The organism is Litoreibacter meonggei, assembly GCF_003663885.1.
Taxonomy (GTDB): domain Bacteria; phylum Pseudomonadota; class Alphaproteobacteria; order Rhodobacterales; family Rhodobacteraceae; genus Litoreibacter; species Litoreibacter meonggei.
The window spans coordinates 365,388-391,780 of the sequence record NZ_RCCE01000002.1 but is presented as its reverse complement, the minus strand read 5'-3'; the positions used below and the strand labels follow the sequence as shown (position 1 = coordinate 391,780).

27 protein-coding genes are annotated in these 26,393 nt (G+C 59.9%); 13 read left to right on the top strand and 14 right to left on the bottom strand.

The window, feature by feature from the left end:
* The first annotated feature begins 1 nt into the window (after position 1).
* On the top strand, positions 2-745 hold the full coding sequence (locus BCF46_RS06760) for a sulfite exporter TauE/SafE family protein (protein ID WP_121022951.1): 744 nt from the start codon (positions 2-4) through the stop codon (positions 743-745).
* Positions 746-1,879 carry a mandelate racemase/muconate lactonizing enzyme family protein gene (locus BCF46_RS06755; protein WP_121022950.1) on the top strand — a complete coding sequence of 378 codons (1,134 nt, stop codon included), beginning with the start codon at positions 746-748 and terminating at the stop codon, positions 1,877-1,879.
* Here BCF46_RS06755 and BCF46_RS06750 read toward each other — a convergent pair.
* Genes BCF46_RS06750 through BCF46_RS06720 form a run of 7 tightly spaced genes read right to left on the bottom strand, consistent with a single transcriptional unit; the run spans position 1,876 to position 7,743 of the window.
* Positions 1,876-2,541 (bottom strand): fumarate hydratase C-terminal domain-containing protein, encoded by a 666-nt coding sequence (locus BCF46_RS06750; RefSeq protein WP_121022949.1) that lies wholly within the window; start codon positions 2,539-2,541, stop codon positions 1,876-1,878. The genes BCF46_RS06755 and BCF46_RS06750 overlap by 4 nt on opposite strands.
* Positions 2,538-3,668, bottom strand: coding sequence for a CaiB/BaiF CoA transferase family protein (locus BCF46_RS06745; protein WP_170157879.1), 1,131 nt, complete (start codon positions 3,666-3,668; stop codon positions 2,538-2,540). Before BCF46_RS06745 ends, BCF46_RS06750 begins: the two co-directional genes overlap by 4 nt.
* The gene (locus BCF46_RS06740; RefSeq protein ID WP_121022947.1) at positions 3,665-4,624 is read right to left on the bottom strand and encodes a fumarate hydratase; all 960 of its coding nucleotides are present in this window, start codon (positions 4,622-4,624) and stop codon (positions 3,665-3,667) included. Before BCF46_RS06740 ends, BCF46_RS06745 begins: the two co-directional genes overlap by 4 nt.
* Positions 4,621-6,375: an L-aspartate oxidase gene (locus BCF46_RS06735; protein ID WP_121022946.1), complete on the bottom strand. Its 1,755-nt coding sequence runs from the start codon at positions 6,373-6,375 to the stop codon at positions 4,621-4,623. Before BCF46_RS06735 ends, BCF46_RS06740 begins: the two co-directional genes overlap by 4 nt.
* Positions 6,375-6,716, bottom strand: a complete 342-nt coding sequence (gene sdhC, locus BCF46_RS06730) for a succinate dehydrogenase, cytochrome b556 subunit (protein ID WP_121022945.1) — start codon at positions 6,714-6,716, stop codon at positions 6,375-6,377. The genes BCF46_RS06735 and sdhC overlap by 1 nt, the downstream gene beginning before the upstream one ends.
* A complete protein-coding gene (locus tag BCF46_RS06725; protein ID WP_121022944.1) occupies positions 6,713-7,042 on the bottom strand; it encodes a succinate dehydrogenase in 330 nt (109 codons plus the stop codon). The genes sdhC and BCF46_RS06725 overlap by 4 nt, the downstream gene beginning before the upstream one ends.
* Positions 7,039-7,743, bottom strand: coding sequence for a succinate dehydrogenase/fumarate reductase iron-sulfur subunit (locus BCF46_RS06720; RefSeq protein ID WP_121022943.1), 705 nt, complete (start codon positions 7,741-7,743; stop codon positions 7,039-7,041). The genes BCF46_RS06725 and BCF46_RS06720 overlap by 4 nt, the downstream gene beginning before the upstream one ends.
* Positions 7,744-7,932: 189 nt before the next feature.
* Between BCF46_RS06720 and BCF46_RS06715 the strand changes: the two genes are divergently transcribed.
* Positions 7,933-8,547, top strand: a complete 615-nt coding sequence (locus BCF46_RS06715) for a glutathione S-transferase family protein (RefSeq protein ID WP_121022942.1) — start codon at positions 7,933-7,935, stop codon at positions 8,545-8,547.
* A complete protein-coding gene (locus BCF46_RS06710; protein ID WP_121022941.1) occupies positions 8,540-9,367 on the top strand; it encodes a nitroreductase family protein in 828 nt (275 codons plus the stop codon). The genes BCF46_RS06715 and BCF46_RS06710 overlap by 8 nt, the downstream gene beginning before the upstream one ends.
* Here the strand turns inward: BCF46_RS06710 and BCF46_RS06705 are convergent.
* Entirely contained in the window at positions 9,364-10,965 is a 1,602-nt protein-coding gene (locus tag BCF46_RS06705; RefSeq protein ID WP_121022940.1) for a thiamine pyrophosphate-binding protein, read from the bottom strand. The genes BCF46_RS06710 and BCF46_RS06705 overlap by 4 nt on opposite strands.
* 137 nt (positions 10,966-11,102) lie before the next feature.
* Here BCF46_RS06705 and BCF46_RS06700 point away from each other — a divergent pair, with 137 nt between their 5' ends.
* From BCF46_RS06700 to lysM, 3 genes are all read left to right on the top strand, one after another.
* Positions 11,103-12,143 carry a GlxA family transcriptional regulator gene (locus tag BCF46_RS06700; RefSeq protein ID WP_121022939.1) on the top strand — a complete coding sequence of 347 codons (1,041 nt, stop codon included), beginning with the start codon at positions 11,103-11,105 and terminating at the stop codon, positions 12,141-12,143.
* 84 nt (positions 12,144-12,227) lie between these two features.
* The gene (locus BCF46_RS06695) at positions 12,228-14,015 is read left to right on the top strand and encodes an ABC transporter transmembrane domain-containing protein (RefSeq protein WP_121022938.1); all 1,788 of its coding nucleotides are present in this window, start codon (positions 12,228-12,230) and stop codon (positions 14,013-14,015) included.
* Positions 14,016-14,445: 430 nt separating this feature from the next.
* On the top strand, positions 14,446-14,871 hold the full coding sequence (gene lysM / locus BCF46_RS06690) for a peptidoglycan-binding protein LysM (RefSeq protein WP_121022937.1): 426 nt from the start codon (positions 14,446-14,448) through the stop codon (positions 14,869-14,871).
* A 111-nt stretch (positions 14,872-14,982) separates the two neighbouring features.
* Here lysM and BCF46_RS06685 read toward each other — a convergent pair whose 3' ends face one another.
* Both BCF46_RS06685 and BCF46_RS06680 read right to left on the bottom strand, forming a co-directional pair.
* A complete protein-coding gene (locus BCF46_RS06685) occupies positions 14,983-15,843 on the bottom strand; it encodes a DUF481 domain-containing protein (RefSeq protein ID WP_121022936.1) in 861 nt (286 codons plus the stop codon).
* Between the two features lie 162 nt (positions 15,844-16,005).
* On the bottom strand, positions 16,006-16,938 hold the full coding sequence (locus BCF46_RS06680) for a LysR family transcriptional regulator (RefSeq protein ID WP_121022935.1): 933 nt from the start codon (positions 16,936-16,938) through the stop codon (positions 16,006-16,008).
* 224 nt (positions 16,939-17,162) lie between these two features.
* Here BCF46_RS06680 and BCF46_RS06675 point away from each other — a divergent pair, with 224 nt between their 5' ends.
* The 3 genes from BCF46_RS06675 to BCF46_RS06665 all read left to right on the top strand — a co-directional run bounded on the left by BCF46_RS06675 (position 17,163) and on the right by BCF46_RS06665 (position 20,845).
* On the top strand, positions 17,163-19,043 hold the full coding sequence (locus BCF46_RS06675) for an acyl-CoA synthetase (RefSeq protein WP_121022934.1): 1,881 nt from the start codon (positions 17,163-17,165) through the stop codon (positions 19,041-19,043).
* Positions 19,044-19,297: 254 nt separating this feature from the next.
* Complete coding sequence (locus BCF46_RS06670) at positions 19,298-19,759, top strand: hypothetical protein (protein WP_121022933.1); 462 nt, start codon at positions 19,298-19,300, stop codon at positions 19,757-19,759.
* Positions 19,760-19,822: 63 nt separating this feature from the next.
* Positions 19,823-20,845, top strand: a complete 1,023-nt coding sequence (locus BCF46_RS06665; RefSeq protein ID WP_245989882.1) for an OmpA family protein — start codon at positions 19,823-19,825, stop codon at positions 20,843-20,845.
* A 5-nt stretch (positions 20,846-20,850) separates the two neighbouring features.
* Here BCF46_RS06665 and BCF46_RS06660 read toward each other — a convergent pair whose 3' ends face one another.
* The 3 genes from BCF46_RS06660 to BCF46_RS06650 all read right to left on the bottom strand — a co-directional run bounded on the left by BCF46_RS06660 (position 20,851) and on the right by BCF46_RS06650 (position 23,330).
* Positions 20,851-21,594: a formylglycine-generating enzyme family protein gene (locus BCF46_RS06660; RefSeq protein WP_121022931.1), complete on the bottom strand. Its 744-nt coding sequence runs from the start codon at positions 21,592-21,594 to the stop codon at positions 20,851-20,853.
* Positions 21,595-21,611: 17 nt separating this feature from the next.
* Positions 21,612-22,829 (bottom strand): copper-containing nitrite reductase, encoded by a 1,218-nt coding sequence (gene nirK, locus BCF46_RS06655; RefSeq protein ID WP_121022930.1) that lies wholly within the window; start codon positions 22,827-22,829, stop codon positions 21,612-21,614.
* Between the two features lie 69 nt (positions 22,830-22,898).
* Positions 22,899-23,330 (bottom strand): pseudoazurin, encoded by a 432-nt coding sequence (locus BCF46_RS06650; RefSeq protein ID WP_121022929.1) that lies wholly within the window; start codon positions 23,328-23,330, stop codon positions 22,899-22,901.
* Positions 23,331-23,487: 157 nt separating this feature from the next.
* Here BCF46_RS06650 and BCF46_RS06645 point away from each other — a divergent pair, with 157 nt between their 5' ends.
* Complete coding sequence (locus BCF46_RS06645; RefSeq protein ID WP_121023283.1) at positions 23,488-24,204, top strand: Crp/Fnr family transcriptional regulator; 717 nt, start codon at positions 23,488-23,490, stop codon at positions 24,202-24,204.
* Positions 24,205-24,235: 31 nt separating this feature from the next.
* On the opposite strand, the gene BCF46_RS06640 is transcribed toward BCF46_RS06645, so the two are convergent.
* The gene (locus BCF46_RS06640) at positions 24,236-24,457 is read right to left on the bottom strand and encodes a DUF1858 domain-containing protein (RefSeq protein WP_121022928.1); all 222 of its coding nucleotides are present in this window, start codon (positions 24,455-24,457) and stop codon (positions 24,236-24,238) included.
* 121 nt (positions 24,458-24,578) lie between these two features.
* Between BCF46_RS06640 and BCF46_RS06635 the strand changes: the two genes are divergently transcribed.
* Complete coding sequence (locus BCF46_RS06635; protein WP_121022927.1) at positions 24,579-25,031, top strand: c-type cytochrome; 453 nt, start codon at positions 24,579-24,581, stop codon at positions 25,029-25,031.
* Between the two features lie 12 nt (positions 25,032-25,043).
* A complete protein-coding gene (locus BCF46_RS06630) occupies positions 25,044-26,393 on the top strand; it encodes a cbb3-type cytochrome c oxidase subunit I (protein ID WP_121022926.1) in 1,350 nt (449 codons plus the stop codon).

Here is a 26,393-nt window from a genome sequence, read left to right as displayed (position 1 = left end):
CATGACTTTGGATTTCTTCGTCATCCTCGCCCTTGGGGCGGCATCCGGCGGCTTTATCAACGGGCTGGCGGGGTTCGGCACGGCGCTGTTCGCCTTGGGGTTTTGGTTGCAGATCATGCCCCCCGCGCAGGCGGTGTCGGTCGTGGTGATCATGTCGGTCATCTCCGGCCTGCAAGGGGTGTGGCTGGTGCGCCGTTCGATCCTTGACCAGCCGCGCAGGCTGGCGCGTTTTCTGCTGCCCGCACTGGTCGGTGTGCCTTTGGGCGTGGCGGCCCTGTCCGTGCTGGAGCCGGTCATGCTGAAGCTGATCATCGCGGGGTTTCTGATCCTTTATGGTGGATTTTTCACGCTGCGCTCTTCCCTGCCAAAGCTGGAACGCCCGACGCCCGTGGTCGACGGTTTGATCGGCTTCGCAGGCGGCATTCTGGGCGGGGCGGCCTCCCTGTCGGGGGCTTTGCCAACCATGTGGTGCGCCATGCGTCCGTGGCCCAAATCCGAGACGCGAGCGGTCCTGCAACCCTTCAACGTCGTAGTGCTAGGGGTGACCGCCTTGGTATTCGCCTTCAAAGGGGCCTACACGACGCAAACGCTGACCTACATTGCGGTGGCCCTGCCGGTGACGATGATCTTCGCGCAAATCGGGATATCCGTGTTCAAACGGCTGACCGACGACCAGTTCCGCCGTTTGCTGATCGCTATGATGCTGGTCTCGGGGCTGATCTTGTTGGCGCGGGAGGTGTTTTAGATGGCGCATGTGATCGAACGGGTCGAGGTGTTTTGCTACCGCGTGCCGGTGAAGGTGCCGGTGGCCACGTCGTTCGGCGTCATGCGGGACCGTCCGGCGGTATTCGTGAAGCTGACCGATCAGGACGGCTGCTTCGGCTGGGGCGAGATATTCGCCAACTGGCCTGCCGCCGCCGCCGAGCATCGCGCGCAGCTATTGGTGCGCGACATTTGCGATTTGGTGGTGGGGGCGGAAGTGGCGCAGGCGGGCGATTTGTTCGAGCGCCTGACCGCGCAGACCCACATCCGCGCATTGCAATCGGGCGAATGGGGGCCATTCCGGCAAGTCATCGCGGGGCTGGATATTGCGCTGCACGATATGTTCGCCCGCGCGGCGGGGGTGTCGGTGGCGCGGTTCCTGAATGCGGACGCAGCGAACTGGGTCCCGACCTACGCCAGCGGCATCGCCATAAGTGCTGCACCGGAACTTATCGCCCAAGCCCGTGCGGCGGGACATGATGCGTTCAAGGTGAAGATCGGTTTCGGCGCGGGTGACATGGACCAGTTGCGCGACCTGTCTGGCAGTTTGCAGGGTGGCGAAGCGCTCATGGCCGACGTCAATCAGGCGTGGTCGGTGGCGGACGCGTTGGCTTTTGCAGGCCGGATCGACGCCGTTGGGCTGGGTTGGCTGGAAGAGCCTATCCGTGCGGACCTTCCCGTAGAGGACTGGGCGACTTTGGCGGACACTTTCAAGACCCCGCTGGCAGGCGGCGAAAACATCACCGGCCACACGGATTTCGACACGGCGATCACCGCGCGGCATCTGTCGGTGATACAGCCAGATATCGTCAAATGGGGCGGGTTGAGCGGCTGTGCCGCCGTGGCCCGCAAGACCCGTGACGCGGGCCTGCGCTACTGCCCGCACTTCCTTGGTGGCGGTATCGGGCTGATCGCGTCGGGGCATTTGCTGGCGGCCATCGGTGGCGACGGGCTTTTGGAGGTCGATGTGAATCCCAACCCTCTGCGTGACGCGTTTGACGGGGCGCTGGTGGAGAGCGGTGCGTTCGCCATCACGGACACGCCGGGGTTGGGCGTCGAAAAGGTGCCGGAGGAGCTGGCGCGCTTCCAGACGCTGGCGCTGGAAGTGCGCGCCTAGATCACCTCGTCGCTGCGGTCGTCGGTCTCGCCGTATCGCTTGAGCGTCGCGGGACGGGTGCCTTCATAGACGCGGTGCAGGTTCTCGGCGATTTTGGCGTTTTCACGCTCGAACAGGCAGTCGCCGTTTTTGTCAGAGGCCACAATGAACGGCCCCATATTGTTGCACTTGATGACCCACATAGCTTGGGCGAGGCCCAGTTCCTCGTTCCAGTGAACGGCCTCCACTTTCTCGACCCCGCGGCCCAGCAACGCGCCGGTGCCGTAGCCAACGGTGGACAGATAAATCGCGCCGTTGGGGACGAAGAAGGACTTGTAGTCCTTCGACGTCATGCCGCCCTTGCCGATGATAAGTTTCGCGCCGGATTTCTCCATCCATTCCGGCAGCCATTTGGCGAAGCGGAAGGAGGCGGTGGCGGTGACGGCCCCCATCTCGAACGAGCCGTCAGGGTTGATCCGCGCGGCGGGGGAGCAATGGAAGTTGGCGGCTGAATCTCGGGGCAATTCCATGGGAATGTTGGCTTTTTCCTCCAGCGCGCGCTTGTAGACGCCTTCGCGGGCGGTATACATCAACCCGTCCAGATAGACGATGTCGCCAAGTTGCAGATCATCGAGGGCCCCTTGCGTGGGCGTGGTGCTCAGGCGGATTTTACGCGGGCTCATTGGGCGGCCTCCGGTGATGTGATTTCATCCGTATCGCGCCCGAATGTGGGCGCGGGATCGAGTGTTTTGGGTGCCCATGGGGCGCGAAAACTCAGTCCGGGGACGCGGACGGTTTGGTCCAGTTCCGGCACCGGCAGGTCGTGCCAGCAGGGGGAGTTTTGCATCTGCGGATGCGCGAGTGCTTCGCCCAAAGTAAGGACGGGGCCGGCGGGGACATCGGCCTCCGCCAGCACGGTGTCCCAGTGGCTGGCGGGGTGGGTGGCGAAAATCTCCGCGAGGGTATTCGCGACCGTCTCGGCATCGGCCTGCGCCAGTTCGGGGTGACCAAGAGCGAGGCACAACCGGTTGGTTTGCGCAGGGGTGTTGGCGGTGATGACAAGCTGGCCTTCGGCGCAATCGAACCGACCGGAGAAGGGCGAGTCCGAGAACGCGCGGTTGCCGTCGAGGCCTCGCAACGCGCCAGTGGTCTGGTGGTTTACCGCGTAAGCGCCCATCAGATTGGTCATCGCGTCGAGCATCGAGACATGCAACTCCTGCGGCTTCAGCGGTTGTCTGGCGCGTTGCAGAAGAGCCGCGAGAATGGCGGCGACAAGGGACTGCCCCGCGACGTAATCCACAATCGGGATGCCGACGCGCAGGGGGCCGCTTTCAGGGCTTCCTGTCATCGCCATTAAACCGCTGACGCCTTGCAGAATGTGGTCATAAGCGGGGCGGGAGGCGAGCGGGCCGTCGGGGCCGTAGCCCGACAGGCTGGCATAGATCAGGTCGGGCTTGCGCATGGTGGTGGCGTCAAAGCCTAGGCCAAGGCGGTTCGCCACGCCGGGGCGGAAGTTCTGCACCAGTATGTCTGCCTCGGCCACCAAGGACAAAGCGGCGTCCAGTCCGGCTTTGCTTTTCAGGTCCAGCACCACGGATTTCTTGCCGGAGTTCTGGCTTAGGAACGATGCGCCAAGCCCCGCGTCGCGCATCGCTTGCGTGCCTCCATGGCCGCGCACGAAGTCGTCGCCGCCGGGGCGTTCTATGCGGATCACCTCGGCCCCCATCAGCGCCAGTTGGCCCGTGGCGTACGGTCCCGCCAGCACATGGGTGAGGTCGAGAATTCTTATGCCCGACAGGGGCTGGGTCATTCCGCCGCCTCCATCGCGGGGGCGTCCCATTCGACGGTTTCGCGGCGTTGGTAGTCGGTGAACCAGTTGGGGTCGGTGCGGTATTCCACCCGCCCATCCGCGAACACCCGCGCCACCGCGCGGCGCGAGGACAGGCAGAAGGCGTGGACGGACATTTGCATGCCGCCAGTGTGGCAGTAGCCCACTTCGATGTTGCAATCGACGACCATGGATTTGCCGACGAAGCCCATGGCACCCATGCCGATAGAGTTGCCGATCTCCTTGAATTCCCGCTCAAGTGCTGCGATTTTCGGGTCGGAATTTTCCGAGCCCACCGTGCGCAGGCAGGCGGCGCGTTTGCCCAAGACCATGCACGTGTCCTTGCAGCCACCAAGCCCGATGCCGATGATGGCAGGCTGGCAGGCGAGGCCGCGTTTGCCGAACGCAACGAGGCTGTCGAGGTAGAACCGCTTGATCCCCTCGATCCCATCGGACGGGAACAGCATCCGGTAGTCGGTGCCGAACAACCCGCCCTTGTGCACGGTAATCAGGTCGATCCATTCGCCCCCCGGCTCGTAGCCATACTCGATCTCCGGCGCGCCGATGCCCACGTTGTTGTCGTGGTCGGTGCGCCACAAAGGATGCACCCGGTTGGGGCGCAGAGGCACGCCGTTGGTGGCGTTTGCCGTTGCGCGGCGCAGGGCAGCTTCCAGCGCGATGGGGCCGCCTTCGATCTGCGTCTCGTTGCCCATTTTGACGTACCAACGCGGGGTGCCGGTGTCGCCACACATGGCGCGGCGGTCTTCCTTGGCCGCCTCGTAGTTTTCCAGCATGGCCTGCAACACGAAGGAGGACAGGTCGCCATCCTCGACGTCAGCGGCGGCTTGCAGTCCGTCGAGATAGTCCTGCGGGATTTCGATGGCCGCTTTGTCCATCAAGGTCTCGGCGGTTTTCTGGATGATGTCGATGGGGATCATTCTGCGGCCTCCACTAATGAGACGGGTTCGCCTTCGGGCAGGATGGTTTCGCCCGGTTTGACGATGGTGAACTGGACGTCCTCGCGGGTGACGTCGAGGGTGTCGCCTGTTTGGCGGGCGACGGTGAAATAGCTGCTTTCCATGGAGCCGCTCTCGGGGAAGTCCTCGCGGAAATGAGCGCCTCGGGAGTTTTCGCGGGCGAGGCCTGCCTTGGTGATGACCTCGGAGACTTCGCACAGCGAGGCGAGGTTCAGCCAATCATGCCATGTCAGGTTGAAGGCGAGGTTGTCACCTGCGACGCCAGCCTCCAGCAGTTCCGCCTGAATATCGGCGATGCGGGTCAGGCCGCGCTCCATCCCCGTTTCGGTACGCATCACGCCCACGTCTTCCCACATGGCCTCTTGCAGCTTGTCACGTAAGGGCTGGATCGGGGCGATCTTGTTTTGCAGCGGACGGAGGGCGCGGGCGATTTCGGCATCCAGAACGGCCTCGTCGGGATCGCGCAACGCGCCCATGTTGCGAATATCCATGCCCATCACGTCGCCCGCGACGCCGCCATAGACGGTGGAGTTTGCCACGCCATTGCCGCCCAAGCGGTTGGAACCGTGGGCACCGCCCGCGTCCTCGCCGGCCACATAGAGGCCCTCCAGAGCGGTGCGGGTGTCGGGGTCGACCACGACGCCGCCCATGAAGTAATGCGCGGTTGGGACCACCTCCACCTTGCCTGCGGCCAAATCAAAGCCGCTATCGGCGCAGCGCTTGACCATTCCGGGGAATTTGGCGCGGACATTGTCGGGGCCGAGGTGGGACATTGAGATATAGACACCGCCGTTTTCGGTGGTGTTGGACTTGCGCATCTCGGCGAAGATGCCACGGCTGACCACGTCGCGGGTGGCGCGCTCGCCCTTGGCGTCGTAGTCGAACATGAAGCGGTTTTCCGCGCCGTTGAGCAGCTGCCCGCCTGCGCCGCGCAGGCCTTCTTCCAGCACGGTTCCGGTCATCTTGGTGTGATCACCCGCCAACAATCCGGTCGGGTGAAACTGCACCATTTCCATGTCGCGCAGGGGCAGACCCACACGCAGGGCCATTGCCAGCCCGTCCATCGTCTTGTCGCCGGAAGGCGTATGATACTTATACATGGTCGGCCCGCCGCCGGTGCCCATCAGTACGGTTTTGGCGCGCACGAAGCGGAATTTTCCGGTGCGCATGTCGATCATCAGAACACCCGCCAAAGCGATACCGTCCTTGGTCGGGATCAGCCCGATGGCGCGGTGTTCTTGCAGCTTTTCGACGGGGCGGGACAGGACCTGCTCCATCAGGCGGTTGATGATCTCAATGCCCGTGAGGTCGCCCTTGTGCACCGTGCGGTCAGCGGTCTGGCCCGCGAAGGCCTTTTGGTGAAGGGAGCCATCCGGGTTGCGGTCGAAAAAGCAGCCGATTTCGTTTTCCAGCTCGCGGATACGCACCACGGCCTGCTCGCACAGCTTCCAAGCCATGTCTTGGTTGGGCAGCCATTTGCCGCCTTGGATGGTGTCCATGAAATGCCGTTCGACCGTGTCGCCGCCGCCAAGGGCGACGTTGTAGCCGCCTTGAACCATGCGCGTGCAGCCGCATTTGCCGATCAGGCCTTTGACGGCGATGGTGATCTTGGTGCCAGCCGGTGCACTTTGTTGCGCATGGAGTGCAGCGAACATGCCAGCCCCGCCAGTGCCGAGGATCAGGATGTCGGTGTCGTGTCTCTCGATCTGCATCAGATGGCCCTCAGAAGGAAAATGCCCGCAAGGAATGTCGAGGCGGCTACGGCGCTTGCGGCAGCGGTTTTTTGACCGGAGGTCCATGGCAGGAACTCCAGCGCCATAAGGCGCAGGCCCCCGAGCATGTGGACGGAGAGCAGGAAGACGAGGCCGAATTCGGCGAGTTTGACGATGGGTGTTTCCGCCCAGTGCAGGAACCCGTCCAGCTTTTGCGGCGCGTTGAGCGCGTAGGACAGCACCCAGAAATGGGCGGGCAGGAACAAGGCCAGCGCCACGCCGGAGATGCGGTGCAAAAGGTACGCGATCCAAAGCGTGTGGGTGCGGTGGCCGTGTCTCATGTCGCGGTGACCCCGTAGACGGCCTGCATCCCGAGGATCAGGAGCAGGGCAAGGATGGCCCATGCGACCGCGTTCAATGCGGTGCCGCGTAGGCCCGCCCATTCGGACAGCACAGTGCGCAACCCGATGGCCGCGTGGATCGACACGGCGACAACGAAGGTGCCGTAGAACGCGAACCACAGGATGCTGCCTTGGGTGCGGCCAAGGATTTCCGCCGACGACAGCCCGCCTTGTATCGCGTAGATCATCACCGCGATATGCATCAACACCAGCGGCGCCATGACCAGCGCCGTGATGCGTTGCGCCATGTAGAGCCGGAGCGTCATGTGCGCCTCTTGAAGAAGTTGCGGGCGGTCTCGCGCTTCAGCCCCGCGATGGCGTTCATTGGGTTCAGATCGTTGGGGCAATGCACGGCACAACTGCCCTGACTGTGGCAGTTGTGGCAGCCGCCCACGCCGGAGACGGCGTCAAGGATCGCCTGCTTGTTGGCGTCTTTGCTGTCATTATAAACGCTCCACGCCCGTTGCAGGGCGGCTGGGCCGAGGTAGTCGGGATTGCCCGCGACCGTGTCACAGGCGGCGTAGCAGACGGAGCAGTTGATGCACTCGATGCCTGCGTTGATCTCGACGCGGGCTGCGTTTGCGGGGTCGATGGTCTCGATCGGGTCGTCGCGGGTCTGGGTCGGGTGGTGCAGGCCTTCGGCAGCGATCCATTTGTCGAAAAACGGGTCCATGTCGGTGGCCAAGTCCTTGATCACCGGCAGGTTGCGCAAAGGGCCAATTTCCATGTGGCCGTCTTTCAGCACCTTGTTCACGTGGGTGCGGCAAGTCCAGCGCGGCACACCGTTCACCATCATCGCGCAAGAGCCGCACATGCCTACACGGCACGCATAGCGGTAGCTGAGCGTCGGGTCGGCGTATTGCTGGATCCATGCGACGACGTCGAGGACGGTCTGGTTGTCCTCCATCTTCACGTCGAAGGACTGGAATGCGCCTGTGGCCCCGCCGCGCCAGACGGATACGGACATCTGCTGCTCTTTTGGCAAAGCGTTGCTCCCCCTTGGATTGACCGACGCGTCTCAGAATATAGGTGCAGGTTTTACTAACATAAAGGAATAAAGACTTACCCATTCTGTAAGTTATAATTACAACCCATACACCTTTCCAAATGCGGCCCTGACGCTATTGTCGGGTGATAATTTGGGGAAGGGACGCCAATGTTGACGCTGTATTACGCCAAGGGGACCGCGGCTTTGCCGGTCCATATCGCATTGGAAGAGGCGGGGGCAGGGTACGATTTGCACCTGCTGGAGTTCGCTAACAAGGACCATTTGCAGCCGGGGTATCTGGCGATTAACCCCAAGGGCCGCGTGCCCGCGCTGGTCACGCCGGACGGCGTGTTGACCGAAACCCCTGCGCTGCTGGCCTATATCGGGCAGGTGTTCGGGGCAGCTAAGTTGATCCCCGACACGCCGTTCGGCTTCGCTCAGGCGCAAGAGTTCAACCTGTATCTGGCGGCGACGGTACATGTGGCCCACGCGCATAAGCACCGTGGGGCGCGGTGGTCGGATGATGCGGCCTCGCAGGAGGCGATGCGGGCAAAGGTGACGCAGAACATGACGGAGTGTGCGGCTCTGATCGAGGCGCGCTATCTGCAAGGGCCGTGGGTGATGGGCGAGCAATATACGGTTTGTGATCCGTATCTGTTCTTGGTGGCGCGGTGGCTGAAGGGCGATGGCGTGGATGACAGCGCGTTTCCGAAGATTTTGGCGCATCGCGCAAGAATGGAAGCGCGACCAGCGGTGCAGGCGGTTTTGAAGCACCATGACTAACGGGCTGTCCGACGCTCTGGCCGCGCGGTTCATGGATGCCCCTGAAGTGCCAGAGGAATTGCAGGACAACCCTGTGTTACAAGGCATCGCGGGGCGGGCGTCGTGTCGGGCGTTTCTGCCCGAGCCGGTTCCGTTGGAGGTGCTCAGGGCGCTCAGTGCTGTGGCCCTGTCGTCGCCATCGAAAAGCGACCTGCAACAGCGCGACATCGTGATCGTCGAGGATGCGGCGTTGAAAGAGCGGTTAGTGGAGTTGGTCTCGCCGCAGGCGTGGATTGCGGAGGTGCCGTCTTTGGTGGTCATTTGCGCCAACAACCGCCGCCAGCGGCAGGTGCACAAGATGCAGGGGCTCGCGTTCGCCAACGACCATCTGGACGCGTTTTTCAATGCCAGCGTGGATGCGGGGATTGCCTTGGCGAGCTTTGTGATCGCGGCGGAGGCGGCGGGGCTGGGCTGCTGCCCGATCAGCACCATCCGCAACCATGCGCAGGAGGCGAGCGAGTTGTTGGGCTTGCCGGAGCATGTGTTTCCGGTGGCGGCTTTGGCGTTGGGGTATCCCTCAGGTAAGGGGCAGATCAGCCCGAGATTGCCGTTACGGGCGACAGTGCATGTGGACCGGTTCAGCGAGGATGTTGCGACGGATGTAGCAGCGTACGATGCCCATCGCGCGCAGGTGCAGCCCTACCGTACGCAGCGTAGTGCGGAGCGTTATGGCACCAGTGACGCTTACACGTGGTCGATGGATAAGGCGCGGCAATACAGCCTGCCGGAGCGGGCGGATTTTGGCGCTTTCATCAAGGCCAAAGGCTTCACACTTGACTAATGCGCGGCCCCGCTGGGGGCGGGCAGGCCCTCGATCTGGACATTGACGCAGGCGGGTTTGCCGCTTTGCACCGCGCGGTCGAGGGCGGCGTCGAGCTCGGCCACGTCCGTGACGTGTTCGCCATGCGCGCCCAAGCCTATCGCCGCCTCGTCGTAGCGAGCGCCGCTGAGTTGGCAGCCGATCAGGCGGTCGGGGCCGTAGTCGCGCAGCTGGATTTGGTGCTCTGCGTTCCAGCGCTCGTCATTGCCGATGACGACGACGTAGGGGAGGCCCGCGCGGACGGCGGTCTCGAACTCGGCGAAGTGAAAGCCGACCGTGCCGTCGCCCATCAGGGCGAAAACAGTGGCGTTGGGGTGGGCGCATTTGGCACCGACCCCGTAGCACAGCCCGCCACCAATGGCACCGGAGATGCCGTTGGTCACCCGCAGGTCGGCATTCGTGGCGGCTTGCGCCCATTGGCCGAACTCGCCGCCGTCGCAGATCATGATCGAGTGCTCGGCCTTGTCGAGTTGCCGCTGCACGGCGGCGCAGAGCTGGGCGGGTGTGATTTTGCCGGACAGCACGGTGTCGCGCTCGCTGAAGCTGCGGGCGGCGATGTGGTTTGCGACCTCTTTGCGCCATGTGTCGTGGCCGCCTTGGCCCGCGCCGACAAGCGCGTCGATACTGTCGCGCGGGTCGGCTGCGAAGCAGGCTTGAAGGCGAGTGCCGAGGTTTCGGTGGGCGCGGTCGCGCTCGGTCGCGCAGGGTTGGACGACGATCCAGTCGCAGGCTGCATCGACGACATTTGTGCCACCGAACCCGAGGGTAAAGTCGATGCGCTTGCCCAAGGTGACGATCAAATCGGCCTGCGCCAAGGCTATGCCGACATCACCCAACGCCGGGTCTTTCAGCCCGCGCGGGCTTTCCATGGCGATCACGGGCGCGCCGAGGGCGTCCTGCAACGCGGCGAGTTTGCCGGGGTTGCGGGCGTCGTTCATCGCGGGGCCGCACAGGATCAGCGGGCGCTGGGCCTTGGAGATGGCCTGCGTGAGGGTTTGGAGGTCGGCATCGGACAGGGGCATCGGTTCTTTTCCGAGCGCAGTAGGGATCACGCCGCCCGTTGCGTCCGCGTCGACCAGATCAAAGGGCAGGGCCATATGCACGGGGCCGGACCTGCCCGACAGCGCTGCACGCAACGCGCAGGCGGTGTCGATGCCGAAATCGGTCGCACGGGTCGGGCGGAAGGACAGCTTGGTGACGGGGGTGGTCATCGGCACTTGGTCGAGTTCCTGAAACGCGCCCCTGCCGTCTTGGCCAAGGGGCGAGTCGCCGGTGAGCAGCAGTACAGGGGTTTCCGACTCGGACGCTGTGAACAGTGGCCCTAAAGCGTTTGCGGCCCCTGCGCCAGCGGTGACCATGGCGACGCCGACGGTGCCAGTGAGTTGGGCATAGGCTTCGGCCATGAACACGGCGGCGGCCTCATGGCGGGTGTGGATGATCTCGATGCCAGCGTCAAAGCAGGCGTCATAGACCGGCATGATCTGGTTGCCCGACAGCGAAAAGATGCGGGTGACGCCTGCGGCTGCCAGCGTTTGCACTAAAAGATCTGCGCCTCTCATTCTACCGGTTCCTTGTTGTCTCTGCGACCGCCATCTGACCCCAACTGCGCCCCGCCGTCCAGCGCCAGCTTGAGCGCGGTTGCCGATAAGGCGCGAAACGTCCTACATAGTTTCCAACCTGTTAGAAGAAGGACGCCATGGGAGGCCACCTGCCCACAGATCCGGCACCGAACGCCGCGGGGACCTCCGCGCGACGCATGTTCGAGCTGTACGTGACGGCAGGATTTTCCGAGTTGGAGCTGTCAGCGATCACCCACACGCTGGCGCAGGCCAACGACACGCTGGCGGAAGACTGGTTCTCGTGGCGCTATGTTTCGGACGCGCCGGGGCTGGTGAAGGGGGCGTCTGGCATGATGGTGCGGGCGGAACCCGCGATTGTGAATTACGGCTTTTCCGACGTGATGATCGTCGTGGGCGGGCGTCAGGACGACAAGCCCGCTTGGCTGGCGCGGGCGCGGGCCATGCAGCGTCAGGCGCGGCTGGTGGTTTTGTTGTCGGATGCGGCCACGGTCTATATCAAATCCACCACCCAGCCCGCGGGCGGGGTAACGACCCATTGGCGCGACATCGCCGCGTTGGAAGAAAGCGGCTACCACCCGAACCTGACCACGCGGTTTTCCGAAAACAGCGACGGCATCATCACAGCCGCGGGGGTCGGGGCGACGGCGGAACTTGTCATCGGCCTGATCGCGTCGCAGCTACAGGCCCCGCATGTGGCGGAGCTTGGCAACCGGCTGCTGTTGCACACGATCCGCAAAAGCGATGCGGAGCAACCCAAAGATATTGCCGACAATGAGGGTCTGTTCGACATCCATGTGACGCAAGCGATCCGGCTGATGGAGGATACCATTGCCGAGCCCATGCCCATGGCGGAGCTGACCGCGCAGGTCGGCTTGTCGACCCGCCATCTGGAGCGAGTGTTTCGCAAGGTGTTCAATGACAGCCCCGCGAGGTTCTACAAAAAGCTGCGGGCCAAACGGGCGCGGACGATGATCGAGGAAACCCTGATGCCTATGGTAGATATTGCAGTGGCGACGGGCTTCGGCTCGGTCAACACGCTGTCCAAGGCCGTGAAGGATGAATACGGCATGACGCCGTCCAAGATGCGGGCGCGACGCAAGATCACCCTGCTGGCGTTTGACGAAGAACCAAAACCAGATACGAACGCCCGAGGCTGAAAGCCTTGTAGGAGGTGCGGCCTCTGGGCGCTTGCGGCCCCCGCGCCCCTCCGGTAAGCCATGCCGACGATAAACGGAGGCATCATGGCAAAGGCACTTGGCAGCGAAGCGGAGCGCGAAAAGTCCAAGCGGATTGGCGCGCTGGGGGCCTTGTGGCCCTTCATGAAACCGTATCTGCCCCTGATGATCGCTGCCGCCATGGCCCTTACCCTTACGGCTTGCGTGTCGTTGGTCTTGCCAATGGCTGTGCGCCGCGTGGTCGACGGTTTCGGCACCGACGAGGCAGCACTGCTGGACCAATACTTCGGCGCGGCCTTGGCTGTTGCAGCGCTACTCGCGGTCGGGACCGGATTTCGCTACTATCTGGTGACCCGATTGGGCGAGCGTGTGGTGGCCGACATCCGCCGCGCCGTATTTGACAAGACCATCGGCATGGGGCCGGAGTTTTTCGAGCGCGTGATGACCGGCGAGGTACTGTCACGGATTACCACGGACACGACGCTGATCTTGTCGGTTATCGGCTCGTCCGTATCGATTGCGCTGCGTAACCTGTTGATCTTAATCGGCGGTTTGGTGTTGATGCTACTGACATCCGCCAAGCTGACGTCACTTGTTCTGCTTATCGTGCCTGCGGTGATCGTCCCGATCATCGTGCTGGGTCGCCGTCTGCGCGTGTTGTCGCGCGAAAACCAGGACCAGATTGCCGCGTCATCCGGCAACGCGTCCGAGGCGCTTTTATCGGTGCAAACCGTGCAGGCCTTCACCAACGAGGCCCCGTCACGCGTCAAGTTCGCAGGCTTCACCGAAGCGGCGTTCGAGGCGGCGCGCAAGCGGATCGGCACCCGTGCCGTGATGACGGTGATCGTGATCTTCCTCGTGTTCACTGGCGTCGTTGGTGTGCTGTGGATCGGCGCGCGCGACGTGCGCGAGGGCATTATGACGGCCGGTGAACTGGTGCAGTTCCTGATCTACGCGATCATGGTGGCAGGCGGCGTGGCCGCCCTGTCCGAAATCTGGAGCGAGCTTCAACGCGCCGCCGGAGCGACCGAGCGCTTGGTCGAATTGCTGTCTGCTGAAGACACGGTGAAAGACCCGCAGGCCCCTGCCGCCGTGGACCACCTGACCGGCGCGGTGCAGTTCGAGAACGTCACCTTCCGCTACCCTGCGCGGCCCGACATTGCCGCATTGGATGGCGTGTCACTGGACGTCGCACCTGGCGAGACCATTGCCCTTGTCGGACCATCGGGCGCGGGCAAGACCACCATTATCCAGTTGCTGTTGCGCTTTTATGACCCGACAAGCGGTACGATCCGGCTGGACGGGCGCGACCTGCGGGACATGGCGCGCGAAGATTTCCGCCGCCATATCGCGCTGGTGCCTCAAGATCCGGTGATCTTCGCTGCGTCCGCCCGCGAGAACATCCGCTTTGGCCGCCCCGACGCAACGGACGCCGAGGTGGAAGAGGCCGCTAAGGCCGCCGCCGCGCATGACTTCCTGAGCAGGCTACCGGACGGCTATGATTCATATGTGGGCGAGCGGGGCGTGATGCTGTCGGGCGGGCAAAAGCAGCGTATTGCCATTGCCCGCGCCATATTGCGGGACGCGCCGATCCTTTTGCTGGACGAGGCCACCTCGGCGCTGGACGCGGAGAGCGAAGCCTTGGTGCAGCAAGCGGTTGAGCGTTTGAGCCGCGATCGCACGACGCTGGTTGTGGCACACCGTCTGGCGACGGTTAAGAAAGCCGACCGGATCGTGGTGTTCGAGGATGGTCGCATCGTTGCCACCGGTACTCATGACACTTTGGTCGCGCAGGAAGGGCTGTACGCCCGTTTGGCAAAGCTCCAATTCACGGCTGGGATCGCGGCGGAGTAAATCGACGCTATCCCGTAGTGATCGGTTAGTGGCAGTGATAGGGCTTTGAGCCCGCGTGACAGCACTGTCCTCGTGGTGAGTCCTTACGGCAACCGCCACCATGGCTCACAATTTCGGAACCACTGACACCTGTGGGCGTGGCTATTTGGTCAGCGTGTGCAGTGGCCGAGGCGAGCATCGTCACGACTATGAAAACAACTTTTTTCATCTCTAATCTCTTCTGTTCGTTAACTTATTGATAAAGAAGATTAACGAGATCACCTCGGGAGTCCCGCCCCAAATAGGCATTTCACGGTTTACTCACGGATAGCTACTCGTAGGCAAATAGCGCCTGTCGCAGAATAATTCCCCGCAACTGGTGGCTTGCCAAATGGCTCCGGGCGGCTCATCGTCTTTGCCAACCTATTATGTCACAAAAGGGAGATACGACATGGGGCTTTGGAGCTTTGTAAAAGACGCTGGTAAATCGCTGTTCGGGGCCGCTGAAGCGGCTGAGCCGGATGCAGCGACTCTGCAAAAAGAAATCGCCGATCTGGGACTGGACGCGTCCGGGTTGGACATCTCGGTGGAGGGCGACAAGGTTAAAGTGACCGGCGACGCAGTGAGCCAAGAGATTAAGGAAAAAATCATTCTGGCGGTGGGCAACGTCGAAGGCGTGGCCGAGGTTGAAGACGAGGTGGCCGGCGGCGACCCAGTGTTCCACACTGTCAAGAAGGGCGATACCCTTTGGGGCATCTCTGCCAAGGCATTGGGTAACGGCGCGCGCTACGAGGAAATCTTCGAGGCCAACAAGCCGATGCTGACCCATCCGGACAAGATTTACCCAGGTCAAGTTCTCCGGATTCCTCAAGGGTAATATCAGCCAAGCGAGACATGAAAAAAGGGACGGCCATTGGCCGTCCCTTTCCGTTTGGACGCCCTCGGTCGGTGAGGTGCACAAACCGCCGAGGGAACCATACGCGCGGTTCTAGAAACCCAGTACGAGCGACAAGCCCAGAGTGTTGTCAGTCGATTTACGACCGACTGCCGGGTCGGAGTTATAGTCGGTCCGGTAGGAAACCCGGGTCGACAGTGCGTCCGTCATCTTGAAGTTCACGCCAAGGTCGTTGGACACCACGGTGTTCGCGGATGAGCCGAGAACGTCGGTGTCATTGGTCAGCGACATGGTGTCGGTCAGCTTGAGGTAGTAACGAGATGACGCGATGAAGCCCACTTCGGTTTCCGTCACGCCGGCGAAGTCTTTCGTGTAGCGAACCCCGGGGCCTGCTTGAACGCGCCAAGCTTGCTGCTCGGAGTTGAGGACACGGTAACCGGGACCAAAACCGATGAACGCATCAGTTGCGTTACCCGCTACAGGAGCACCACCGGCCACAACAGGAGCCGAGAAGCCGTCATATTCATAGCGGCCGATTCCAAATACATAGAATTTGGGTGTAAAGTAACGGCTCGCTTCATAGGTCGCGAAGAACTTCTCTTCGTTTTTCAGGCCGTTTGCTTCGCCGTATTCAATCGCGAAGCCTGCGGAGTGGTTCCAGTCACCGATGCCATAGGACAAACGGCCTGCGCCAGAAAGCTCACCAGTGTCGGTGTTGCCGGACGTGCCGGATGCAGTCAGCGCGACAGAGCCGCGAAAGCCTTGTGCTACGCCGTTTTCACCAAAGCGTTCCGCGTCGGTGCCGCGTGCGATGTCTTCGTTGACGTCATCGGTGATGTCGTCGATGCGGTCGTCCAATGCCTTGGTTCCGACCAAAGTGCCTTGTGCCACGACAGGCGCGGCCAGCATGAGGGCAACCAACGAGACGGAAGCCAGTTTCAGTGTGTTGTTCATGGATCAATCCTATCCTGAGAAGGTGACCCGTCCTTTGGCAACATAGCCTTGGATCGGGAGCATCTCTGCTGAGGAGGGAGATAGGGAATAGCTACGGATAAGGAAAATTCAAAATAATCATAGATGAAACGAGTATTGGTTATGAATCTAGTTGCTTCGCATCTACGTTTCATCCAGCCCTGTTGGCATGTGGTCTATGTGGTGGTCGGACAGATGATCCAATGCCTCCATAACTTCGTCATGCTCACCGGAAAGTTCTTCCAGTACCGCTTCTAGCGCGGTGGTTGCTTCCGCGCGTAATCCTTCTTCCACATCCTCGCGCCAGACGGCGTAGACCGGATAGGGAAAGCTTGGTGCGTCAGGCACCAACCATAGATTTCCTGCATCCAGATCGCGTTTGACGTAGCGGGCCGGTTGGTAAGCAGCTAGTCCGCGCCGCTTGATGAATTCCGCTGACAGCGCCCCAAGTGCGAGTGTCAGCCCAGTATTTGTCAGATGCGGTAGGGCGGCGGCGTGGGCATGCAGGAATTCAGGGCCCCAATCGACAAAGACATAACGGTCGGCCAAATCTAGGGTAGGGTTCGGGTACCCCGCCACCAACACCAGCTTTTCTTCAGTGATTTTGCTGGCGACAAGGCCCGGGCGCAATTGCGGAGTATACAGCAGCGCCGCCTGAATGCTGCCCTCAGAAAGCGCACGGGTCATTCGATCAGGCAAGCCCAATTCCGCACGAATGTTGAGGTCGGGCATTGCGTTGCGTAGGGCGTCGATCCAACGAAATCCCAAGCGTGGCCATAGCGAGTACTGTGCGCCGATAAACAAGCGGCGCGTGAACCCTTCTGGAATCGCCACCTGCTGGCGGGCCTCTTCCCATACACGCAGAAGAGACGTCGCATAGCGTTCGAACTCTATGCCAGCTTGCGTTAGCTCCGCGCCTGCCTTGGATCGCGTAAAGAGCGGGCGGCCCAGCGAATCCTCAAGCCGCTGGATGCGCAATGAAACCGCCGATTGTGTCACGAACAGCCGCTCCGAGGCGGCAACGAAGGAACCAGTGGCTGCGACCTCCAAAAAGGATCGGATTAAGGTGAGGTCCATTGATACGCTCCAACTATAAGATGATCTCATGTTATAGGGTGCTAAACCTTGGTCTGCAAAATGTAGATTGCGTCGCTTCAACGCTCGCGCTTGGAAGGTGCTGAAGAGACTAGGGGCAAAAAATGCACGGTTTCGCCGCGTTAGGCTTGCGCGACGCCTTATTCCCTTTACGTTTAAGCTCAATACAAGAACGGCGCGATAACGAGCCGCTAAGGGAGGAAAATATGGGAAACTTCGCCACCAAGGCGGATCGGGACGCGATTCAAGCGGAAAGTGCTTGGGAAGATCGTAACCTGCCACGCACGATGTATCAGTTCCTGACCACTACGAAGGACAAGTTCGGAAAGCGCAACGCGTTCTCCTATCAGCTGACATCGGGGCCAACGGACAAAAACGAAACGCTCACATGGGACGAGCTGCACGGCAAATGTTGTCAGGCGGCCAACCTGTTCCGCTCCTTGGGCGTCGGCGAGGATGACGTGGTGGCCTATGTGTTGCCCAACGCGTCGGAGACCGCATATACGCTGCTGGGTGGCTCCATCGCGGGGATCGTGAATCCGATCAACCCACTGCTGGAACCTGAACAAATTAGCGCCATCCTGCGCGAAACCGGCGCCAAGGTCGTAGTAACGCTGAAGGCGTTCCCGAAAACGGACCTTGCCCAGAAAGTCGCCGAAGCGGTCGGACATGCACCGAATGTGAAGCATGTGCTGGAAATCGACCTGCTGCGCTATCTGACGGGCCTGAAGAAATTCATCGTGCCGTTTATCCGGCCAAAAGTTCATGCAGTTCACCATGCCAAGGTGCTCGACTTTTGCGCCGAGCTGAACAAGCAACCCACTTCGCTTGCTTTTGAAGACAGCGCAGGCGACCGTGTGGCCTTCTACTTCCACACCGGCGGGACGACAGGCATGCCGAAAGTGGCGCAGCACAAGTATTCCGGCGTCGTCTATAACGGCTGGCTGGGGCGCAAGCTTCTGTTCACCGAAGAAGACGTGCTGATGTGCCCGCTGCCCTTGTTCCACGTGTTCGCATCGCATGTGGTGCTGATGTCGGTGATCGCGTCCGGCGCGCATGTGATCTTCCCGACCCCGCAAGGCTATCGCGGCGATGGGGTGTTCGACAATTTCTGGAAGCTGATCGAGCGGTACAAAGTGACCTTCATGATCACCGTGCCGACCGCGATTTCCGCGTTGATGCAGCGTCCTGTTGATGCGGATATCTCCAGCCTGAATATCGCGTTTTCCGGCTCGTCCCCGCTGCCGGTTGAGCTGTATAACCGGTTCGAGAAAGCCTGCGGCGTGACCATCGTTGAAGGCTACGGGCTGACCGAAGCGACCTGCCTTGTGTCGATCAACCCGCCGTCGGGCGAGAAGAAGGTCGGCTCGATCGGTATTCCGTTCCCGTATACAGATGTCACCATCCGCCGCGTCGCCGACGGATCGGTCTGTGACGTGGACGAGATCGGCGAGATTTGCTTGCACAACCCCGGCGTTTACGAAGGCCACACCTATACCGAGGCCGACAAAAACGTGGACCTGTATTATGACGACAAGTATCTGCGCACCGGTGACTTGGGGCGTCTGGATGCAGACGGCTATTTGTGGATCACAGGCCGCGCCAAGGATTTGATCATTCGTGGTGGCCACAACATCGACCCTGCCGAGATCGAAGAAGCCTTGGCCGGACATCCCGATGTCGGCTTCGCAGGGGCAATCGGGCAACCCGACGCCCATGCTGGCGAAATTCCATGCGTTTATGTGGAGCTTGTCGACGGCGGCACGGCTACCATCGACGAATTGATGGCTTTTGCCAAAGAGAAGGTTCATGAGCGCGCGGCGCATCCGAGATATATTGAGTTGATGGACGAACTGCCAAAGACCGCGGTCGGCAAGATATTCAAGCCGGAGCTTCGCAAGATGGCGATCACGCGGATCTATAACCAAGCTCTCAAAAAGGCCGACGTTGCAGCCGAAGTTGTCTCAGTTGCCGAAGACAAGAAGCGCGGGTTGGTGGCGAAGGTCGCCAAACGTGGAGACGTGACAAAAGATGCCGTTAATCACGTGCTTGGCAGCTTCACCCGTCCATGGGAGTGGGTGGATTAGCGCTCGCTAGAACCCAGATCTAAACAATATGCCCGTCCAGAGTATGCCTCTGGGCGGGCGTAAAAAACTGCGCAATCTGTTGCGAGTTCCGGTAGGCTTTTTAAAATCTTGTAGAATAGTTGCCCGTTTGGCCCCAGAGTGCGTTAGCCTTAAGTTCTTTACAGGAGTGACTGCCGGATATGCCCACTCGTTTTCGTCTCACTACCCTATGGGGCTGCGCGTTGGTTTGCGCCCTTATCATGAGCTTTCCGGCCATGGCTGATGAGGCTGCGGATCGCTGGAACGTTATCAAGGATTCCGGCGATGCTGCGTTGATTGCCCAGTTTCGCGAGGATTTCCCGGGAAGTCCATTTGATCTAGATGCCTTGGTGATATTGGCAGCCCTAATCACCCAAACAGATACCGGTGACGCACCAGCGTCCGGAGCGGTCACCTTCATCGAGCCGCTTTCGGGTTTCGGGGAAACTCTAGAGCGCTACAGTCTTAGCACGCTCTTAAAGACTTCGCCGGTCTTTCCACCAATTGAAGGACTGCCAGAGGAATACTGGAAAAATAAGACCTGCAGTACGTGCCATGAATGGACACAAGCTACGCTTTGTACGCAAGCCACGCATTACACCAAAGATGAAAACGTCCACCGTTTGAACATTCAACATCCACTGGGCCGGCCTTTTAAAGAAGCACTACGAGCTTGGGCCGAAGGTGGATGCCTATAATTTTTACGATGATTGGAGCCTGCGATGACCATCAATTGCCTAAGACCCGTCCATATTGCCTTCATGATAATGAGCTTGTTGTGCGCCCCAGCATTGGCGCAATCAGACGGCCCGTTCGGGGCAGGGTGGCAGTTGGATGCCGAGAATTCTCGTATTGGATTTCAATCAATCAAAAACCAGACCAAGGTTGAGCAATCTAGCTTTGCCACCCTGACAGGCGCAATCGACGGCAACGGCTCCGCGGAAATTCGCATAGCGCTGGACAGCGTTGATACCAAGGTTGACCTGCGTAACGTCCGAATGAGGTTTTTGTTCTTCGAGTCGTTCAAATATCCAGAAGCTATCGTCAAAGCGCGATTGTCGCCCCGTTTGGTTGACGAATTGCGTGCTGAGCGCCGCAAAGTCATCACCCTGCCGGTCACACTTGATTTGCACGGCGTGACAAAATCCATCGAAGCGCAGCTTGCGCTGACCCTGCTGGATGACACGAGAGTGTCCGTTGCAACTTATGAGCCGATCAGCATTGATCTGGCGGCATTTGATTTGATGGGTGGTCTAAAAAAACTGGAAGAGGCGGCTGGCGTTACAATCATACCTTCCACATCGGTCAATTTTGACATCGTGTTTGCAGCGTTAGATAGTTCTGCGCCAGCACCAACGTCAGAGCCCGTGCCCGTCGCATCTGCGGCTTTGGAGCCAGAGGGTGACTTTAGCAAGGAGGCCTGCGTCGGTCGCTTTGAGATTCTGTCGCGAACGGGGAACATCTATTTTGCAACGTCCTCGGCGCAATTGAGCAATGAAAGCGTACCGTTGCTGGCCAATGTTGTTGATATTGTTAGTCGGTGCCCTGACCTGAAGGTTCAAGTCATCGGTCACACAGATAGCTACGGGTCCGCCCGCGCAAATCAATCGCTGTCCGAGCGGCGGGCTGCCTCGGTGGTCGCCTTCCTTGCGGCGAAGGGTATTACCGCGTCACGAGTACAGTCATTGGGCTACGGTGAAACCAAGCCAATTGCCCCGAATACAACTGCCGAAGGGCGTCAGAAAAACCGTCGCATTGAGTTTGCTCCGGTCGCAGCGGAGTAGGGGCGTCAGGCAGGATAGTCAGAGACCAACCGCATACCAAGATGCGCAGGCGGGGTGCCAACTGCGCATCCACCACGGGCCGGATCGCGGATTAGGTAGGACATGGCTGCGACGTGCTCGCCTGCGACAAAGAACGCGGGGCACCGGTCAGCGCTTAGGCCGTCGGCAGCACCTGCGTAGCACTCCTGCGTCCATTCCCAGACACTGCCATCAAGATCTGCGACGCCCTCTGGGCTTGTGCTGAAGCTTCCTTGGGTTTTGAGCCCGCGCGGGGCGTTGCCTTCGGTCAGGTAGCTGGCAGCCCAAGTCAGGGATGGGTCGGTGAAAATCGGGTCCGGCTCTTCAGGGAGAACCGAGTGCGCCATGTGGTTCCATTCGTCAACTGTCGGTAGGCGAAATTCATGCGCCGTACCCTCGTTAATCCATGTCAGGTACTGGTTCACGTCCACGTAGCTTAGTCCGGTGGCGGGTGTATTTGAAGCGTCGAAACCCTTGCGCACGCGCAACTGGATAGCGCAGCTTCCGGCGTCGAAACATGCGTTCCATTCCGCCACGGTGACTTCGAATTGTTGCGCATAGAAGGTGTTGCCGTCAGGCATGACAATCGGTGTTTTGGCCATGACAGGCATCGGAAGAGTGGGATCGGGGCCGCGAGGAATGAGCGCGGCCCCGATCAAGGCCACCGCCACCACTGCAAGGGCCGGTCTTAGCGACGCGGGCAGATGCAATTTTTTGGTAGCGATGGCCATTTCGTTTACTCCTGATCTCAGGTTGCAAAGGGTCGAGGGGCGACAACCTGTTCCATCAGGTCATTGTTCCAGTCGCCTTCCACCACGAAGTGAGCAGTGGCACCCAGCAAGGCGGCCTCGATCAAGTTGTGGTTCACGTAGGCATACACGCCGGGTTGCTCGAACGTGTACATCGAAGCCATCGCGGTGCCGCCTCTGACAAACCAAGTCTCGAGACCAGTCATTGGTGCGTCGCTGAAGGACGTTTCCCAAACAAAGTTGCCGTGCCCCCCAATCAGGTGAGGTCGTGAGTCCCGGTTCGCCTGATTGTGGATCATCAGGACCGTCTCGCCGACTTTGAACTTCAGCGCATTCTCTCCGGTTAGCGCCCCAACAGCGCCGTTGAAAACACTGTGCGTGGGTGTCAGTGTCCGCATAGCATCGAGGCTGTCGGCATAGTCGTCACCAGCAAGTTCATAGGTCTTGAATTCGCCGTCTTCGTCTTTTGGCAGGTAGTAATCCTGCTCCCCGATATAGGCGATTTTGTCGTATTTAAGCGCATTGCCGTCTTTGTCTTTCAGGCCATCGCGCGGCAGCACCATCACGGCGCCGTTCATGCCATGGGTTACGTGGTAGGGGATCATCGCCCCGCCCGGCGCGCAGTGATAGGTAAAGCAACCGGGCTTCGTGGCTTTCCAGCGCAGCACTGTTTCTTCGCCTGGGAAGACGTGGGTCAGACCGCCGCCGCCAAGCGCGCCAGTGGACGCGTGGAAGTCAATGTTGTGCTCCATTTGGCTGTCTTCGGGATTGCGCAGGGTCAGCTCGACCATATCGCCTTCGTGTACGATGATCAGCGGGCCAGGGACCGAGCCGTTATAGGTCAGTGCCCAGACTTCAGCGCCGGTATCTTCGTCCACGACCATCAGACGTTCTGTGGTGTCCATCGTGATCTCAACGATTTTTGGGCCACCTTTAGCGACTTGTTCATGTTCTGGCGCAAAAGGAGGGGCGACCAATTCTTGTTTGACGCGGGTGTAGCCGGAAAGATCGGCCACACTTGCGGTGCTTTTCACTTTGACTTCAGCGGCGGCCTTGTAAAGCTTGGCCGAGGTTTCGTTGGCTTTGGTCATCTGTGGGCCACGCCGCGCAGCTATTGCAGCCCCGCCTGTCAGTGCGGCGGCACCAGCAAGTACCGATCCGCGCAGAACATTGCGACGGCTTGTCTTCTTGAGGCCTGGGTTGATAAATTTGGTCATGTTTCCCTCCATGGGGTTCTGGTTTTGCGGGTAGAGCCGTACCGACCTAGCCGCGGGTATCGGTGGTGATCACAGATTGCCGAGTTGCGTCTCAAAGCGCTTCTTAGCTTTTTTCGGAACGCGGCCTTCTAGGAAGCCTTCGGGTGCGTCCACATCGCCGACGGCAATGGTCATAACCATGCCCATGGCGTAGTGGGGTTTGCAGATCACCGCGTAGACGCCTTCGGTCTCCAGCGTGATTTCAAGTTCTTCGTTGACTTTGCCCTTGAATCCTTCGGCACCCTCAGGGAACATGCCTTTGGCGGTCTCTGCATTGTGGCCTTTGCTTGAAGCTATGAACTTTATTGTGTCGCCGGGGGCCGCCTGTACGAACGCAGGCTCAAACACCATCCGCGCGCCGTCAGCACCCTTGTTCAGCATCTGAATTTCAAAGGTTTCGGCAAGCGCAGCGCCCCCCATCAGAGCGGCGAGTGCGAGGCCAGTTGCCAGTTTGCGGATCATTGTCTTGTCCTTTCGATCTGCGTGATTGCTTGACCTAATAGTGAACCGTTTCTGCAGTGCAGAAGTTGTGCTTGCGCAAACTTCCGCTTGAGTAACCCTGCGACAAAATGGTTGATATGAGTGGTAGCCGTGCGAAGGCTGTGGCATGAACGGCGTCATGCCAGATTCTGCGCCCAAGAAAACACTGCCGCGGCTTGACGAAAGCCTGCTGACGCACCTGCCGCCGTTTTCCAAGCTGGAGAGAGGTGAGATTCGTGCAATTCTGGATCAAGCCGTATCTCGGAGGTTCGATGAGGGCGTCGCCGTGTTCGACGAAGGTGCGCCTGCCGAGCGGTTCTACCTGCTTCTAGACGGCTACATTCGGGTGGTGCGTATCTCGCCGACTGGCGAACGCGTCACTGCCCTTCATATCCCATCGGGTCAGCTCTTTGGTATGGCGCGTGCGTTGGGGCACGACACCTATCCTGCCACCGCAATAACGGCGACGGAATCCATCGCACTCAGCTGGCCTATGCGTTTGTGGGATGTCTTCGTGACTGACTATGAAGGCTTCTCGACCGAGACCTATAAGATCGTTGGTCAGCGCGTGGGTGAGATGAACACGCGGATAATGGAGCTTGCAACGCAGCATGTAGAGCAGAGGGTCGCCAATGCCCTGCTCAGGTTAATTAGCCAAACCGGCAGAAAAGTAGCGGACGGGATAGAGATCGACTTCCCGATTACACGACAGGACTTTTCGGAACTGACCGGAACAACGCTGCATACGGTCAGCCGCCTTTTGAGTGCGTGGGAAAAACAGGGGCTTGTGGAAAGCCAACGCAAGCGGATCAAGGTGTGTGATCCTCACGCGCTGGTTATCTTGAGCCAGCTCTAGGAAAGGGCGCGCGTTGCGCCGTTTATCGTGTTTACGATGTTGCCCCTGAATCGATTGCGATTCGTAATTCTTCGATGAATGCGTCGTAATCCATGTGGTATTCATCGCAGGCATCTATGACCGCGTGAAACGGGTTTATCAAACATCCCACACATACCATGCGGTGACGCATAAAGACCTCGATCGTTTGCGGCCATCTGGCCATCAAATCCTTAAGCGTTAGATCCGGGTCGTCAAACGTCTTATTCGGCATCGCATGTCCTTTCCTCCTCAACTTTACGGGCCTTTCCGCGTGGAACGTTGTGCTGGCGCAAACTCGATGTTCGCGGCGCGCGTTAAGCCCTGATCATCCCGAACCTAGAGGAGGCCCGAGAATGGCTGAATTCCTGACCAAGTCGCGGGCGCGCAACATCTTCTACGGAGGCTCATTGTTCTTCGTAGTCGTTTTTGTTGCGATGTCCGTTCACAGCCACAAATACGTGGTGCAAGTATCAACCGCCGGAATGCCACTGAGCGAAGAAGTGGTTCTTGGCAAACACGTGTGGGAACGGCACTCCTGCATTAACTGCCATACGTTGCATGGCGAAGGTGCCTATTTCGCACCCGAGCTTGGTAACGTCATGACCCGCTGGGACGTGCAAGACGACCCGGAAGCAGCTTACGAGACGCTGGAAGGTTGGATGAGTTCCCAACCGTCGGGCATCGAAGGCAGACGCCAGATGCCATATTTCGAGATCACCGAGGAAGAGATGCGCGGCTTGGCCGAGTTCCTTCGCTGGGCAGATCAGACCGACACGCAGGGCTGGCCGCCCAATGACGCGGGTTAAGGAGACAACATCATGAAATATCAATCTCAAAAAGTCGCATTAGCCTATTTCGTCTGTGCCATGGCGCTGTTCGGAATACAGGTTATCGGCGGCCTTCTCGCGGGCTGGATTTACGTCTCGCCCAACTTCCTGTCGGAGCTGTTGCCGTTCAACATCATCCGCATGATCCACACCAACGCGCTTATCGTCTGGCTGCTGCTGGGCTTCTTCGGCGCAGCCTATTTCCTTGTGCCGGAAGAGTCGGAGCGAGAAATCTACTCGACCAAACTGGCCTATATCCAACTGGCGATCCTGATGATCGGCACGCTGGGCGCGGTCGGCTCCTACCTCGTGGGTATCCACGGCGGGCGCGAATTTCTGGAGCAACCGCTCTGGGTCAAGTTCGGCATCCTCGTCGCGGCGCTGATCTTCCTGTTCAACATCTCGATGACGGTGCTGGCGGGTAAGAAAACCGCCATCACCAACGTGCTGTTGATGGGCCTGTGGCTGCTATCGCTTCTGTGGGTGTTCGCCTTTATCAACCCCGACAACCTGTCCTTGGACAAGATGTACTGGTGGTTCGTGGTTCACCTCTGGGTGGAAGCCACGTGGGAACTGGTCATGGCCGCAATCCTCGCCTTCCTGCTTCTGAAGCTGACAGGTGTGGACCGTGAGGTCGTGGAGAAATGGCTCTATGTTATCGTGGCTACCGCCCTATTTTCCGGTATCCTTGGCACAGGTCACCACTTCTACTGGATCGGTCTTCCGGGATACTGGCAGTGGGTTGGTTCGATCTTCTCGACCTTCGAGGTAGTTCCGTTCTTCCTGATGATGACCTTTGCCTTCGTCATGGTCTGGAAGGGGCGCAAGAACCACCCCAACAAAGCGGCCCTGCTTTGGTCGCTGGGGTCCAGCACCGTGGCCTTCTTCGGCGCTGGTGTCTGGGGCTTCCTGCACACTTTGCATGGCGTGAACTTCTACTCCCACGGCACGCAGATCACCGCAGCACATGGTCACCTGTCGTTCTATGGTGCCTATGTGGCCTTGAACCTGGCGGTGTTTACCTACGCAATGCCGATGCTGCGCAACCGCGAACCGTATAACCAAGTGCTAAATATGGTTTCGTTCTGGCTGATGACGGGCGGCATGGCGTTCATGACCTTCGTGCTAACCTTTGCGGGCACCATCCAGACCCACATGCAGCGGGTGGTGGGCGACTACTACATGGACGTGCAGGACGCGCTGTCAATCTTCTATCTGATGCGTTTTGGCGCAGGGATAGCGGTTGTTGTTGGTGCCATCCTGTTCATCTACTCCGTGTTAGTTGTCCGTAAGAGCGAGGTTATCACACCCGGCGCGGCGAACCCCGTTGCAGGAGAGTAG